This window comes from Labrenzia sp. THAF35 (assembly GCF_009363595.1).
Lineage (GTDB): Bacteria > Pseudomonadota > Alphaproteobacteria > Rhizobiales > Stappiaceae > Roseibium > Roseibium algicola.
The window spans coordinates 2228233-2242268 of record NZ_CP045380.1 but is presented as its reverse complement, the minus strand read 5'-3'; the positions used below and the strand labels follow the sequence as shown (position 1 = coordinate 2242268).

At 60.2% G+C, this 14036-nt stretch carries 16 protein-coding genes; 15 read left to right on the top strand and 1 reads right to left on the bottom strand.

Annotation, left to right across the window (positions count from 1 at the left end; all coding sequences use genetic code 11):
• Nucleotides 1-6: 6 nt before the first annotated feature.
• Nucleotides 7-285: a DUF4164 domain-containing protein gene (locus tag FIU93_RS10310; protein WP_023003460.1), complete on the bottom strand. Its 279-nt coding sequence runs from the start codon at nt 283-285 to the stop codon at nt 7-9.
• Between FIU93_RS10310 and FIU93_RS10305 the strand changes: the two genes are divergently transcribed.
• The 15 genes from FIU93_RS10305 (at nt 284) to FIU93_RS10240 (ending at nt 13940) form a co-directional block, all read left to right on the top strand.
• Entirely contained in the window at nt 284-655 is a 372-nt protein-coding gene (locus FIU93_RS10305) for a hypothetical protein (RefSeq protein ID WP_023003462.1), read from the top strand. The genes FIU93_RS10310 and FIU93_RS10305 overlap by 2 nt on opposite strands.
• A gap of 84 nt (nt 656-739) precedes the next feature.
• A complete protein-coding gene (tkt, locus tag FIU93_RS10300) occupies nt 740-2728 on the top strand; it encodes a transketolase (RefSeq protein ID WP_152505523.1) in 1989 nt (662 codons plus the stop codon).
• 144 nt (nt 2729-2872) lie between these two features.
• A complete protein-coding gene (gap, locus tag FIU93_RS10295) occupies nt 2873-3883 on the top strand; it encodes a type I glyceraldehyde-3-phosphate dehydrogenase (protein WP_023003466.1) in 1011 nt (336 codons plus the stop codon).
• Nucleotides 3884-4046: 163 nt separating this feature from the next.
• Nucleotides 4047-4235, top strand: a complete 189-nt coding sequence (locus FIU93_RS10290; protein ID WP_023003469.1) for a hypothetical protein — start codon at nt 4047-4049, stop codon at nt 4233-4235.
• A gap of 22 nt (nt 4236-4257) precedes the next feature.
• Nucleotides 4258-4431: a hypothetical protein gene (locus tag FIU93_RS31375; RefSeq protein WP_173017298.1), complete on the top strand. Its 174-nt coding sequence runs from the start codon at nt 4258-4260 to the stop codon at nt 4429-4431.
• 40 nt (nt 4432-4471) lie between these two features.
• Nucleotides 4472-5095, top strand: a complete 624-nt coding sequence (locus tag FIU93_RS10285) for a LysE family transporter (protein ID WP_023003471.1) — start codon at nt 4472-4474, stop codon at nt 5093-5095.
• A gap of 28 nt (nt 5096-5123) precedes the next feature.
• Nucleotides 5124-6317 carry a phosphoglycerate kinase gene (locus FIU93_RS10280; protein ID WP_152505522.1) on the top strand — a complete coding sequence of 398 codons (1194 nt, stop codon included), beginning with the start codon at nt 5124-5126 and terminating at the stop codon, nt 6315-6317.
• 24 nt (nt 6318-6341) lie between these two features.
• Complete coding sequence (locus tag FIU93_RS10275) at nt 6342-6710, top strand: VOC family protein (RefSeq protein ID WP_152505521.1); 369 nt, start codon at nt 6342-6344, stop codon at nt 6708-6710.
• A gap of 234 nt (nt 6711-6944) precedes the next feature.
• A complete protein-coding gene (gene fba, locus FIU93_RS10270) occupies nt 6945-8012 on the top strand; it encodes a class II fructose-bisphosphate aldolase (protein ID WP_023003474.1) in 1068 nt (355 codons plus the stop codon).
• 116 nt (nt 8013-8128) lie between these two features.
• Nucleotides 8129-8770, top strand: a complete 642-nt coding sequence (locus tag FIU93_RS10265; RefSeq protein WP_062487041.1) for a thiamine phosphate synthase — start codon at nt 8129-8131, stop codon at nt 8768-8770.
• Nucleotides 8771-8784: 14 nt separating this feature from the next.
• The gene (locus FIU93_RS10260) at nt 8785-9945 is read left to right on the top strand and encodes a tetratricopeptide repeat protein (RefSeq protein ID WP_152505520.1); all 1161 of its coding nucleotides are present in this window, start codon (nt 8785-8787) and stop codon (nt 9943-9945) included.
• Nucleotides 9946-10190: 245 nt separating this feature from the next.
• Nucleotides 10191-10754, top strand: a complete 564-nt coding sequence (gene efp, locus FIU93_RS10255) for an elongation factor P (protein WP_006932138.1) — start codon at nt 10191-10193, stop codon at nt 10752-10754.
• Nucleotides 10755-10827: 73 nt separating this feature from the next.
• Entirely contained in the window at nt 10828-11634 is an 807-nt protein-coding gene (locus FIU93_RS10250) for an inositol monophosphatase family protein (RefSeq protein ID WP_152505519.1), read from the top strand.
• A gap of 272 nt (nt 11635-11906) precedes the next feature.
• Entirely contained in the window at nt 11907-12896 is a 990-nt protein-coding gene (locus FIU93_RS10245; protein ID WP_023003478.1) for a flagellar motor protein MotA, read from the top strand.
• A 3-nt stretch (nt 12897-12899) separates the two neighbouring features.
• A complete protein-coding gene (locus tag FIU93_RS10240; protein WP_023003479.1) occupies nt 12900-13940 on the top strand; it encodes a peptidoglycan -binding protein in 1041 nt (346 codons plus the stop codon).
• The last annotated feature ends 96 nt before the right edge of the window (nt 13941-14036 follow it).

Sequence of the window (14036 nt, the reverse complement as noted above, 5' to 3'; positions counted from 1 at the left end):
ATGCGCCTAGCCTCCGTGCGCGTCGAGCACGCTGCGGATGGTTTCCATTGCCGAGACAAGCCGCCGGGAGACATCCCGGTTGGCCTCTTCCAGCCGGGAAGCCCGTGCTTCGCTTTCATCGAGTGAGGCTGCCAGTTGGGAACGGTCTTCGCCGAGCCGCTGCAGGTCATCCTGCAGGGCATTGAGCGACCTGTCTGCATCAAGACGGCGCTGGACAGCCGCTTCGAGATTGCCGACGGCTTTGTCCAGCCGCTTTACCGCATCGGCCAGGCTGGTCTTTTCCATGCAGTCGACATCCGCCATTAATTACGTCGTCCCAATCGTTCTTCTGCGGCGGTCCGCCCATTCCTTCCTAGGTCAGACTGGAGATTTGGCGCTTTCGACCCTGGAGTTGCTGCTCAAATTACGGGCATTTCAGAGAATGCGCGGCAAAGCACGTTTCACGGCGAAAAAGCAAATCTTTGTTAGAGCGTCGAGCTTAGGCACCGCAACTTCTCTCAGTCAATGCCACCATTGGCAGAATCCTCAACTCTATAACGCGTGGAAGAAAAAATTCTTCCCCGGCAATGCCCTCAAAAGACCCAAACCAGCTTTATTGACTCGGGTGCCGTTCCTGATATTTGTCTGGCGCCTGTTCGAGATTGACGAGTGTTAATTCTTGAGCAACGCACCTCAAAACAACCTTGCCGGGCTCTCTGCTTCGGCCAAGGGGGGCTCCAAAGCAAGCAACGGGACCACGATGACCGATCTTGATAAACACCAGCGCATGGCAAATGCGATCCGCTTTCTTGCCATCGATGCCGTGGAAAAGGCTAATTCCGGTCACCCCGGCCTGCCCATGGGCGCTGCGGATATCGCGACAGTTCTTTTTACCGAATTCCTGAAATTCGATCCGACATCCCCGAACTGGGCCGACCGCGACCGCTTCGTTCTGTCCGCCGGTCACGGCTCGATGCTGCTTTACAGCCTGCTGTATCTGCTGGGCTATGAAGACTTCTCCCTCGACGAGATCAAGAATTTCCGCCAGCTCGGCGCACGCACTGCCGGGCACCCGGAATACGGCCACGGCGCTGGCATCGAGACCACCACCGGCCCGCTCGGCCAGGGTCTCGGCAACGCAGTCGGCATGGCCATCGCCGAGCGCCTGCAGTCCACCCGCTTCGGCGAGGATCTTGTCGATCACTACACCTATGTGCTGGCCGGTGACGGCTGTCTCATGGAAGGCATCAGCCAGGAAGCCCTGTCGCTGGCAGGTCACCTGAAGCTCAACAAGCTGATCGTCATCTGGGACGACAACGGCATCTCCATCGACGGCAAGGTCGAAATCACCGATTCAACCGACCAGCAGGCCCGTTTTGCCGCCTCCGGCTGGAACACGCTCAGCGTCGACGGTCACGACCCGGTCGCCATTTCTGCAGCGATCCGCCAGGCACAGGCCAGCGACCGCCCGACCCTGATCGCCGCCAAGACCACCATCGGCTTCGGTGCACCGACCAAGGCCGGCACCGCGAAGGTTCACGGCTCGCCGCTTGGTGCAGACGAAATTTCCGGCACCCGTGCCGCGCTCAACTGGCCGCACGCGCCGTTTGAAGTTCCGAGCGACATTCTGGACGCCTGGCGCATTGCCGGCCTTCGCTCCGCCCAGGCTCACAAGGACTGGCAGAAGCGCTTTGCCGAAGCTGACGCCGAAACCCGCGCCGAATTCGAGCGCCGCAATCGTGGCGACCTGCCGGCGGGCTTCACCCAGGCCGTTCTGGACTACAAGAAGAAACTCGCCGACGAACAGCCGACCATGGCGACCCGCAAGGCTTCCGAAGCTGTTCTGGGTGTCATCAACGAAATTGTTCCGGAAACCATTGGCGGCTCCGCCGACCTGACCGGTTCCAACAACACCAAGACGCCGCAAACCGCGCCGGTCACCCCGGACGATTTCTCCGGCCGTTACATCCACTACGGCATCCGTGAACACGGCATGGCGGCAGCCATGAACGGCATGGCTCTGCACGGCGGCCTTATCCCCTATTCCGGCGGCTTCCTGATCTTCTCCGATTACTGCCGTCCGTCGATCCGTCTCGCAGCCCTCATGGGCCAGCGGGTCATTCACGTCATGACCCATGATTCCATCGGTCTTGGCGAAGACGGTCCGACCCACCAGCCGGTGGAACATTTCGCCGCCCTGCGCGCGATCCCGAACCTGACCTTCTTCCGTCCGGCCGACATCACCGAGACGCTCGAGTGCTGGCAGCTGTCGCTGGAAAACCGCGACGGACCGTCGGTCCTGGCACTGACCCGTCAGAACCTGCCGTCGCTGCGCAAGACCTATGAGGAAAACAACCTCTGCGCCAAGGGTGCCTATGTGCTGATCGACAGCGACGAAGACGCGGCCGTGACCATCTTCGCGACCGGTTCGGAAGTCGAAATCGCCGTCAACGCGCAAAAGGACCTGAGCACGGCCGGCATCGCCGTGCGCGTGGTCTCCGTTCCGTCGTACGAGCTTTTCGAAGCACAGTCAGACGACTACAAGGCCGCCGTCATCGGCAACAGCCCGGTCAAGATCGCCGTTGAAGCCGGCATCCGCATGGGCTGGGACCGCTTTATTGGTGCGGACGGTATCTTTGTCGGCATGACCGGCTTTGGCGCGAGCGCGCCTTACAAGGAACTTTATGAGCATTTCGGCATCACGGCGGACGCCGTGGTTGCAGCCGCCAAGGCAAAGCTCAGCGTTTAACCGAAATCAATTCCCGGCACCAAGACTTCCTCCTATGGTGCCGGGCCTACGGGCACATCAAGTGCTTTTCAAGTGACCACACTATGTGGTTTTTAAATCGGTTTAGCCCCTTCTGAGGCACACCGAAGATTGCGGGAGTGGATTATGGTAACCAAGGTAGCAATCAATGGATTTGGACGCATCGGCCGCAATGTGCTGCGTGCGATCGTCGAATCCGGCCGCACCGACATTGAAGTCGTTGCGATCAACGATCTCGGCCCGGTCGAGACCAACGCGCATCTGCTGCGTTACGACAGCGTGCACGGCCGTTTCCCGGCAGAGGTCAAGGTCGATGGCGACACCATTTCCGTCGGTGGCGGCAAGCCGATCAAGGTGACCGCGATCCGCGACCCGAAGGAACTGCCCTGGGGCGAGCTTGGCGTTGAAGTCGCCATGGAATGCACCGGCATCTTCACCGCCAAGGAAAAGGCCTCCATGCATCTGGAAGCCGGCGCCAAGCGCGTTCTGGTCTCCGCCCCGGCCGACGGCGCCGACAAGACCATCGTCTACGGTGTCAACCACGATGCGCTGACCGCGAACGACCTGGTCGTATCCAACGCGTCCTGCACCACCAACTGCCTGTCCCCGGTCGCCTATGTGCTGAACGAAACCATCGGCATCGAAAAAGGTTTCATGACCACGATCCACTCGTACACCGGTGACCAGCCGACGCTGGACACCATGCACAAGGATCTCTACCGCGCCCGTGCTGCGGCCATGTCCATGATCCCGACCTCCACCGGCGCTGCAAAGGCCGTCGGCCTGGTACTGCCGGACCTGGCCGGCAAGATGGACGGTGTGGCCATTCGTGTCCCGACGCCGAACGTTTCCGTGGTCGACCTGAACTTCATCGCGAAGCGCGACACCACCGTTGAGGAAATCAACGAAGCCATCAAGGCAGCCGCAAACGGCAAGCTGAAGGGCGTGCTCGGCTACACCGAAGACAAGTTGGTTTCCATGGACTTCAACCATGACAGCCATTCCTCGGTCTTCCATTGCGACCAGACCAAGGTCATGGACGGCACTTTCGTGCGCATCCTGTCCTGGTACGACAACGAATGGGGTTTCTCCAACCGCATGGCCGACACGGCCGTGGCGATGGCAAAGCTCATCTGATCCCTGCCTTCGAAAGACGCCGGTTCATCCGGCGTCTTTTTTGTCGGTATGGATGTCTTTCCGGCAAAGCCGCAAAAAACTTTCTCGATTCAGGCATAGCCCCGGGGCAAAGGTCATGTAGACTGGAGCTGCAGACTTGCAGTTCAATCCTGGAGACGCCGTCATGACCGCTCTACTGGTCATTCTTGGGTCGTTGTTCGCGGTTGGTTGCCTTGTGGGTTTCGGGTTCTACTGGCTCGATATGAAGCGGGACAACGAACGGTTCCCTTCAGATCAGGACGATGAGCCTGACATGGGCAGCCTCAATACCGATGTCTTGCGAAAGCCGGATTCCCCGGCTGGAAATTCCTGAGTCCAATTGAAGGATCCTGACCATGACCACGCTGACTTTTCTGATCGTATTTGTTGTCCTGATCGGCGTCGGCTTCTATTTCGTGGAACGGTCGAAGGAACGCTCCGCAAGAAACACCAAACGGACCTGGCAGCCGGATGTTGATGGCCAAAAGTCCGAAACGATGGCCAACCTTCAATCGCCGCCAGATCGATAACTCTCCCTGTTCGATCCTTATCCTTCCCGGAGTTCCCTGCTTGCTCGAACTGCTCACCGTCATTTCGCTGACCGTCGTGGTCGCAATCGTTCCCGGGCCCGACTTTGCCGTTGTCCTGCGCAATGCCCTCATCGGCGGACGGCTCGCCGGCATCATGACTGCGCTCGGCATCGCGCTGGCCCTCGGCGTACACGTCACTTACGCACTGGCGGGTATCGGCCTGATCGTTTCCCAGTCGATCCTGCTCTTCAACGCGCTGAAACTGATCGGCGCTGCCTACCTTGTTTTCCTGGGCGTCACCATGTACCGCACGGCATCTAAGGAGATGCCGGCCGACGGTGCCCTGTCCGGCATGTCGCCCTTCCGCGCGCTTCGCTGGGGCTTCTTCACCAACGTGACCAATCCGAAAGCCACCATGTTCGCCCTTTCGGTGTTTCTGCAGGTGACGTCCCCCGAAACGCCGCTCTGGACCCAGATCGGTTACGGCGTGATCATGGCGGGCGGCGTGTTCCTTTGGTTTGTTCTGGTGACCGTCTTCTTCACACTTCCCGCCGTACGCCTCAAGTTCATGCGTGCCAAGCTCTGGATGGAACGGTCCTTTGGCATTCTCCTGACCTTGTTCGGCATCGGCATCGCCGTTTCCACCAACTCCAGCCGTCCTTGAAGACGGGCGATTTCCAACAGGTAAATCAATGGCTTTCAAAACTCTCGATGATCTGACTGACATTGCAGGCAAACGCGTTCTGGTCCGCGTCGACCTCAACGTGCCGATGGACGGCGGCAAGGTTTCAGATACCACCCGTATCGAGCGGGTCCTGCCGACCATCCGGGAATTGTCCGACAAGAAGGCAAAGGTCATCCTGCTCGCCCATTTCGGCCGCCCGAAAGGCGCGCGCGTTGCCGGCATGTCGCTCGGCCCGGTCGCCCTGGCGGTTGCCGGCCTGCTTGGCAGACCCGTTGTCTTTGCAGACGACTGCATCGGCCAGGCGGCAAAGGATGCTGTCGACGTGATGGTCGATGGCGATGTCCTGCTGCTGGAAAACACCCGCTTCCATGCCGGTGAAGAAAAGAACGACCCGGACTTCGCCAAGGCTCTGGCCGCCAACGGCGACATCTATGTCAACGACGCCTTTTCGGCGGCACACAGGGCCCACGGTTCCACCGAGGGCATTGCCCGGCTTCTGCCAGCCTATGCCGGCCGCACCATGCAGGCGGAACTGGAAGCCCTGGGCTCCGCGCTCGGCAATCCTGTTCGTCCGGTTCTCGCCGTTGTCGGCGGTGCGAAGGTTTCTTCCAAGATCGATCTGCTGGAAAACCTTGTCGCCAAGGTCGACATGCTGGTTATCGGCGGCGGCATGGCCAACACCTTCCTGGCCGCACAAGGCACGGACGTCGGCAAGTCGCTGTGCGAGCATGATCTGGCCGAAACCGCAAAACGCATCATGACCGCAGCCGACAAGGCCGGTTGTGAGATCGTCTTGCCTGCCGATGCCGTTGTTGCCAGGGAATTCAAGGCCGGCGCGGACAACGAAACTGTTTCGCTCGACGCCATCCCGGCAGACAGCATGATCCTCGATGTCGGCGCAGCATCCATCGAAACGGTGAAAACCAAGATCGACGCCGCCAAGACCCTGGTCTGGAATGGCCCCCTGGGCGCGTTCGAGATCGCCCCGTTCGACACCGCAACCGTTGCGGCTGCCAAGCATGCCGCTGCCAACACCAAGGCGGGCAAGCTGAATTCCGTAGCCGGTGGCGGCGACACCGTCGCAGCGCTCAACCACGCGGGAGCGGCTGACGATTTCTCCTATGTCTCCACAGCCGGCGGCGCCTTCCTGGAATGGCTGGAAGGCAAGGAACTGCCGGGGGTGAAGGCACTCGAAGCCTGACATCGAAGCGGGGTGAAATCTGTCATGCAACGCTGTTTCACCAACATCCTGACCGAGGAGGTCGCCGCAACGGCGGCCTTCTATCAGGACCTCCTGGGCCTGCAGCCGCAATTCGTGTCCGACTGGTTTGTAAACCTTGCCGATGCCGATAACCCGGCCCTCGAGCTGGGCATCCTGAATCAGACCAGCGAGATTGTCCCGGCACGTGCCCAGCGCGCCACCGCAGGAGTGATCCTGACCTTTGTCGTCGACGACTGTTCAACGGTATACGAGCGTGCCCTGACACTCGGTGTGAACGTGGTCGAGGCACCTCGCGAAATGCCCTATGGCCAGATGAGGATGATTGTCAGAGATCCGGCCGGAACATTTGTCGATATCAGTTCGCCGGTTTAAAACTCGCCGAGCGGTGGTGCTGACCACCTCAATTTAATTCGATCCGCAAATTAAATCTGCCAACACGATTTCCGGCAGACCCTTGTATTTTAATTGATTTAAGCGAAGCTGGCCCTCTTTAAATGGCCACAAATATTGTTAGAACCAGCGGGACTTGACGCACCGCAAAATAGGTGTCGTGATTTTTCGCGAACCTTGTCGGCTCATTGGAACCGGACCCTCTGGAGATTTTTGATGGCACGTATCACCCTCCGCCAGCTTCTTGATCATGCTGCTGAACACGACTACGGCGTTCCGGCGTTCAATATCAACAACATGGAGCAGGCACTGGCGATCATGGCTGCGGCGGACCAGACCGACGCCCCGGTTATCATCCAGGCTTCCCGCGGTGCCAGGTCCTATGCCCACGACGTGATGCTGAAGCACATGATGGACGCCGTCGTGGAAATCTATCCGCATATTCCGGTCTGCGTGCATCTGGACCACGGCAATGCTCCGCAAACCTGCATGACGGCCATCCAGGCCGGCTTCACCTCTGTGATGATGGACGGTTCCCTTGAAGCCGACGGCAAGACCCCGGCAAACTGGGACTACAACGTCGGCGTCACCAAGACAGTGACCGACATGTCCCATCTGGGCGGCATCTCCGTTGAGGGCGAACTCGGTGTTCTGGGGTCTCTTGAAACCGGCATGGGCGACAAGGAAGACGGCCACGGCGCGGAAGGCAAGCTCAGCCATGACCAGCTGCTGACCGACCCGGAAGAAGCCGTCAAGTTCGTGCAGGAAACCAAGGTCGACGCTCTTGCCATCGCCATGGGCACCAGCCACGGCGCCTACAAGTTCACCCGCAAGCCGGACGGCGAAATCCTTGCCATGCATGTGATCGAGGAAATTCACCGCCGCCTGCCGGAAACCCACCTTGTCATGCATGGGTCGTCTTCCGTGCCGCAGGACCTGCAGGACATCATCAACCAGTATGGTGGCCAGATGCCGCAGACCTGGGGTGTACCGGTGGAAGAAATCCAGCGCGGCATCAAGAACGGTGTGCGCAAGGTCAACATCGACACCGACAACCGCATGGCGATGACCGGTCAGATCCGCAAGATCCTGAGCGAGAACCCGGGCGAGTTCGATCCGCGCAAATATCTGAAGCCTGCCCGCGATGCCATGCAGAAGCTGTGCATCGAGCGTCTGGAAGCCTTCAACACGGCCGGCCAGGCGTCCAAGATCAAGAAGATCGTTACGCTTGCCGACATGGCGAAACGCTATCAGTCTGGCGAACTGGATCCGAAGATCGCCTGATTTTCGGCCGGACCGGCAGAGAAATTCTTTCACTTTATTGAAAGAGGGGCCTTGCGTCCCTCTTTCGCCGTCTTTAGGGACAAAATCCCGATCAGACATCAATCAGGACCGCACAAGTGAACCGTCCCCGCCTCTTTCTCGTGACGCCGCCGGAATTTGACACCGCCGACATGGCGGCAAAGCTCAAACAGGCCTTCACCGGTGGTGACATCGCTTGCGTGATGATCTACCGCCCTGGCGCCAGCACCAAGGATCTGCAAGCCGCTGCCAGCGAACTTGTTCCGATCATCCAGGAAGGTGGTGCGGCAGCCATCGTCTATCGCGATACCCAGGCAGCCGGCCGCAGCGGCGCCGACGGCGTCCACGTCGACACCTCGCTGGAAGACCTGAAGCTGGCCGTGGAAAGCTTCAAGCCCGATCGTATCGTCGGCACCGGCGGCACCAAGCTGAAGCATGATTCCATGGAATGGGCCGAAACCGGGGTCGACTACATCTTCTTCGGCAAGCTGGACCTGCCTGAAAAAGCCGAGGCCCATGACAGAACCCTGTCCAGCGCCTCCTGGTGGGCAGAACTGTTCGAAACACCCTGCGTCGCACTTGCCGGCAACACGCTTGAAACTCTGGGAGACGTTGCCGCGACCGGAGCAGATTTTGTTGCCCTCAAGGATGCTGCCTGGCAACCGGACACGGATATTTCATCCGTGATTGCCGAAGCCAATCGTATTCTGGACGCCCATCCCTTTCCTGAAGTCGAATAGCGAGAGCTGGATGCATGCCGACACCTGAAACGAGCCTACGCCGGAAACTTCACGCCCCCTTTCTGCTTGCGGCAGGGTTGCTGGCAGCTGGAATGCTGTCATCCGTGTCGTTTTCTCCGGCCATTGCCCAGGACAACACCGGCACCAGCGAAACAACAGAGGCCGGTGACGCGGCGCCAGTGCCGGACGTACCAGTAGGCCCGGATGGCAAACCGTTACCGGTGCTGATCGACGTCACGACCAAGGACAAGACACTGCTGAGCATTGTCGACGCGGGTCCACCGAAACTGGAAGAAGGCGAAGTCGCCAACGCTGATACCGCGTACACCGCTTTTCAACGCGGCTGGTTCCTGACCGCGCTCGGTCTTGCGACCCCGTTGGCGGAACAGGGCGACAAGGCCGCCCAGGCCCTGCTAGGCGTGCTGCACGAGGCCGGGCTCGGTATTCATCAGGACAAGGCCAAGGCTGCCGACTGGTACGGCCTGGCCGCTGCCAAGGGTGATACCGGCTCTGCCATGCAGCTGGCCCAGCTCTATCTGCTCGGCACCGGTGTCGAAGTCGACAAGAAGAAGGCAGCGGACCTGTTCGAAGAGGCTGCCAACGCGGGCAATGCGTCTGCGCTCTACAATCTCGCCCTGCTCTACGAGGAAGGCGAAGGCCGCCCCTTCGACGAGAAGAAATCGCGAGAACTGCTGGAAGAAGCCGCCCAGCTAAACGATCCGGAAGCGCAATACGCGCTCGGCCTCTCCTATCTGGAAGCCCAGACCGGGCTGAACGACCCCGGCCTGGGTGCGTTCTGGCTTGGCCGTGCAGCCCGCCGCGGACACACCTCCGCGCAGGTTTACTACGGCATTCTGCGGTTCCAGGGTAAGGGCGTCGATCCGAACGAGACGGAAGCCGCCGACTGGTTCGAACGGGCCGCCACGTCCGGCAATCCGGTTGCGATGAACCGGCTGGCGCGGACCTATGCCTACGGCCGTGGTCGGGAACAGGATTTTGCCGCCGCAGCGGGCTGGCACCTGATTGCCCGCACCTTGGGTGTTTCCGATTTCTCGCTCGACCGGATTATCGAAAGTCTGGACGAAACCACTATGGATGAAGCGCGCAAGCTGGCCGAACAATATTCGGCCACATTGATGGCCCCGTCGGAGGAGCCCGGCAAGGAATCTCCGTAAACCTTGCGAGGAAGCGCGGAATCGTAAGGATGTTTGCCTTTTTTCCTTGAACTCCACCGGCTTTTGTGGTGGACAGGCGCGAGCAAATTTCAGGCGCATCGGCGGCCCGCCGGTCTCGCCCTGCTAAAGGTTCTGTTGAGTTTTGGAGTTTTGTCGTGGTTTGGGTGGAGTTTCCACCGGACGCGGCGGATTTCTAATGGTCAACAGACCCTAAGATCCAAACAAATCAAACAGTCGGTCGTTCCATGAAAATCAACGGAAACGAAATAAAGCCCGGTAACGTGCTTCAGCACCAGGACACGCTTTGGGCGGTTGTCAAAGTCCAACACGTCAAGCCAGGCAAAGGCGGTGCCTTCGCACAGGTTGAAATGAAAAACCTGCTCGATGGCCGCAAGCTCAACGAGCGTTTCCGCTCCGAAGACAAGGTCGAGCGCGTCCGTCTGGAGCAAAAAGACTTCCAGTATCTCTTCACCCAGGAAGACATGCTGATTTTCATGGACACCGAAACCTACGAGCAGCTGGAACTTCAGGCTGATTTCGTTGGCGACCGCGCCGCTTTCCTGCAGGACGGCATGATGGTGACCGTCGAACTGCATGAAGAGCGCCCGATCGGCATCACCCTGCCCCAGTTCGTGACCCTGGAAATCCGGGAAGCCGACGCGGTGGTGAAGGGCCAGACCCAGTCTTCGTCCTACAAGCCCGCGCTCATGGAAAACGGCGTCCGCGTGATGGTACCTCCGTTCATCACCGCCGGCGAAAAGATCATCGTCGACACCGGTTCACTGGAATACGTCCGCCGCGCGGACTGATCTCCTCCCGGCAAGACTTCAAATTGGCGCGCCCGGATTTTGCCGGGCGGCGCCCAACAACAAGTGACAAACAATGGCCCGCACAGCTCTCCTCAACGTGATGGTTCAAGCCGCAACGAAAGCCGGACGTTCTCTGGTTCGCGATTTCGGTGAAGTTGAAAACCTTCAGGTGTCCCGCAAGGGACCCGGCGATTTCGTCTCGGCTGCAGACCGCCGCGCCGAGGACATTGTGCGCGCCGAACTGACCAAGGCCCGCCCGACCTTCGGGCTGGTCATGGAAGAAAGCGGTGAAGTTGAAGGAACCGACGGCCAGCATCGCTGGCATGTCGACCCGCTCGACGGCACCACCAACTTCCTGCACGGCATTCCGATCTTCGCCACCTCCATCGCACTGGAGCGGGCTGGCGAGATCGTGGCCGGGGTCATCTACAATCCGGTGATGGATGAGCTCTACACCGCTGAACGCGGTCGCGGCGCCTTCCTGAACGACCGTCGCCTGCGGGTTGCCGGCCGCACCGAATTGCATGAGATGGTGTTCGGCACCGGCCTGCCCTTCATCGGGTCGGGCGACCATGGCCGGACACTGCGCGAGCTGCGCTACATCATGCCGGAAGTCGCTGGCATCCGCCGCTGCGGCGCAGCTGCCCTCGATCTTGCCTGGACCGCGTCCGGCCGTCTCGACGGTTTCTGGGAGCGCAACCTGAACAGCTGGGACATTGCGGCCGGCCTCCTGATGGTGCGCGAAGCGGGTGGTTTCGTCAGCGATCTTCAGGGCAAGAACAAGATGCTGGAAAGCGGCGATGTGGTTGTCGGCAACGAAGACGCCCACAAATACCTGCTGCAGCTCCTGAAAAAGGCGGCAACCCCGGCTCAGGGCTGATTGCGCCCAGCGCTTCCAGGCAGCACCGCGACGCGAACACCTTCATCTTCGAAAGCGCATGACGCTGACCTGAAAGAGGTGCGGCGCAAACCGCCCACCCCGGGAGACGGGCCCCACGGCCCGTCTCTTCATAAGAAGGCCTTTGGATAAACCCGGCGGTTTTCGGGCTTTCCAGACTTTATTCGGGTCTCTTCGGCAATTCGAGGTTTCCAAGCCGTTAAAAATCACGCTATCAATCAGTTACGTCCAATTCAGGTGATTGATAACGCAATATGGCCCGTGAATTTGACCCTTATAGCCTGTCCAGTCCGCGGGCCTATCTGACCTTCATGATCATCTTTCTGGTGATCGTTGCCTTCATCGCCTTCATCCTGTTCCCGCAGATTTCGACGGCCTTCATGAGCAACCCGGGTCTGAATGGCCTGATCGTGCTTGTCGGCGTGTTCGGTGTGCTGCTGCTCTTCGGCCGCGTGATCCGACTGTTCCCGGAAATCTCCTGGGTCAACAGTTTCCGGATCGGCGACCCGGGCCTCGACACGCGTTCGCCGGTGCTGCTGGCGCCGATGGCTGCCCTGCTCGGCAACAAGTCCGGCGACATGGCCCTGACGCCAACCACCGCCCGTTCGATCCTCGATTCCATCGGAATGCGTCTTGAGGAAAGCCGCGAGATGTCGCGCTACCTCACAGGCCTCCTGGTTTTCCTCGGCCTGCTCGGCACGTTCTGGGGCCTGCTGCAGACCGTCAGTTCGGTCGGCGCGACCATCCAGTCGCTCGACGTCGGTTCGGGTGATGCCAACGTTATCTTCGAAGATCTGAAAGCAGGCCTGGAAGCGCCGCTGTCCGGCATGGGCACGGCCTTCTCGTCCTCGCTCTTCGGTCTGACGGGCTCGCTTGTGCTCGGCTTCCTGGATCTGCAGGCGGGACAGGCCCAGAACCGGTTCTACAACGAGCTGGAAGACTGGCTGTCCACGGTCACTGACATCGATCCGGAAGAAAGCCTGTTCAATGCCCCGGACTCACCCGGCGTCGAACAGATACAAGCCTCTATCTCCGCCCTGCAGAAAAGCGTTGAGGAAGGCGGCAGCAAGAATGCCAACCAGGCCATGGCCAATCTGGCCGAAGGCATTCAGGGCCTCGTCAAACACGTTCGCTCCGAACAGCAGATGATGCGCGACTGGGCCGAGGCCCAGGGCGAACAGCAAAAGCGCATCGAAGGGCTTCTGTCCTCGATCGCCGCCGCTTTCGACCGCGCGAAGGAGTAGACGATGGCCGGACTGGCAGGATTGCGCGCTCGCCGAAGGGCCCAGTCGACCGACTACTGGCCCGGTTTCGTTGATGCCATGGCGACACTGCTGCTCGTCATCATCTTCCTGCTGTCCATCTTCATGATCGCCCAGTTCTTCCTGTCGCAGCAGCTTTCGGGCCGCGACACGGTGCTGAACCGGCTGAATGCCCAGATCAGCGAGCTGACGGAGCTTCTCGCCCTGGAGCGCGCCAATTCCGGCGAGTTGGAAGACACGATCCTCGGCCTGCAGGCCAGCCTTTCCGATGCACAGAGCGAACAGACCCGCCTGCTTGGCCTTCTGGAAAACAGTTCCGGTGCAGCCGATGCCGCTGGCGGACGCGCCACCCAGCTGGAAAACCTGCTCGACGACGAACGTCAGATAAGCCAGGACGCCCTTGCCCAGGTGGAACTGCTCAATCAGCAGATCGCGGCACTTCGCCGCCAGATAGCTGCCGCTAACGCTGCTCTTGAAGCTTCCGAGGCAAAGGAAGCCGACAGCCAGGCCAAGATCGCCAGCCTCGGCAAGAGGCTGAACGCCGCACTGGTTCAGCGCGTGCAGGAACTGTCGCGCTACCGCTCGGACTTCTTCGGCCGCCTGCGCGAAATTCTGTCCCAGCGTTCCGACATCTCCGTCGTTGGCGACCGTTTCGTGTTCCAGTCCGAAGTGCTGTTCGACAGCGGTCAGGAAGACATCAATCCGGAAGGCCGGCAGGAGCTCGACAAGCTTGCAGACGCCATCCAGGAACTCAGCGGTCAGATTCCGGACGAGATCAACTGGGTGCTGCGTGTCGACGGGCACACCGACGCCCGACCCCTGTCGGGCACGGGGCGCCTTCGCAACAACTGGGAACTCTCCGCCGCCCGCGCCATTTCCGTGGTCCGCTACCTGATCGAACGCGGCGTCGACCCCAAGCGGCTTGTCGCAGCCGGGTTCGGCGAATTCCAGCCGCTGGAAGAAGGTGAAACACCGGACGCCCTGGCCAAGAACCGCCGGATCGAACTGAAACTGACGGAACGCTGAGACTTACGTCAGCTCACCGGATCTTCAGGAATGGACGCGTGATGTCGGGCGAACCGGGCATGCCGGCTTGACTTTTCCGCCCTCAGACGGACTTTT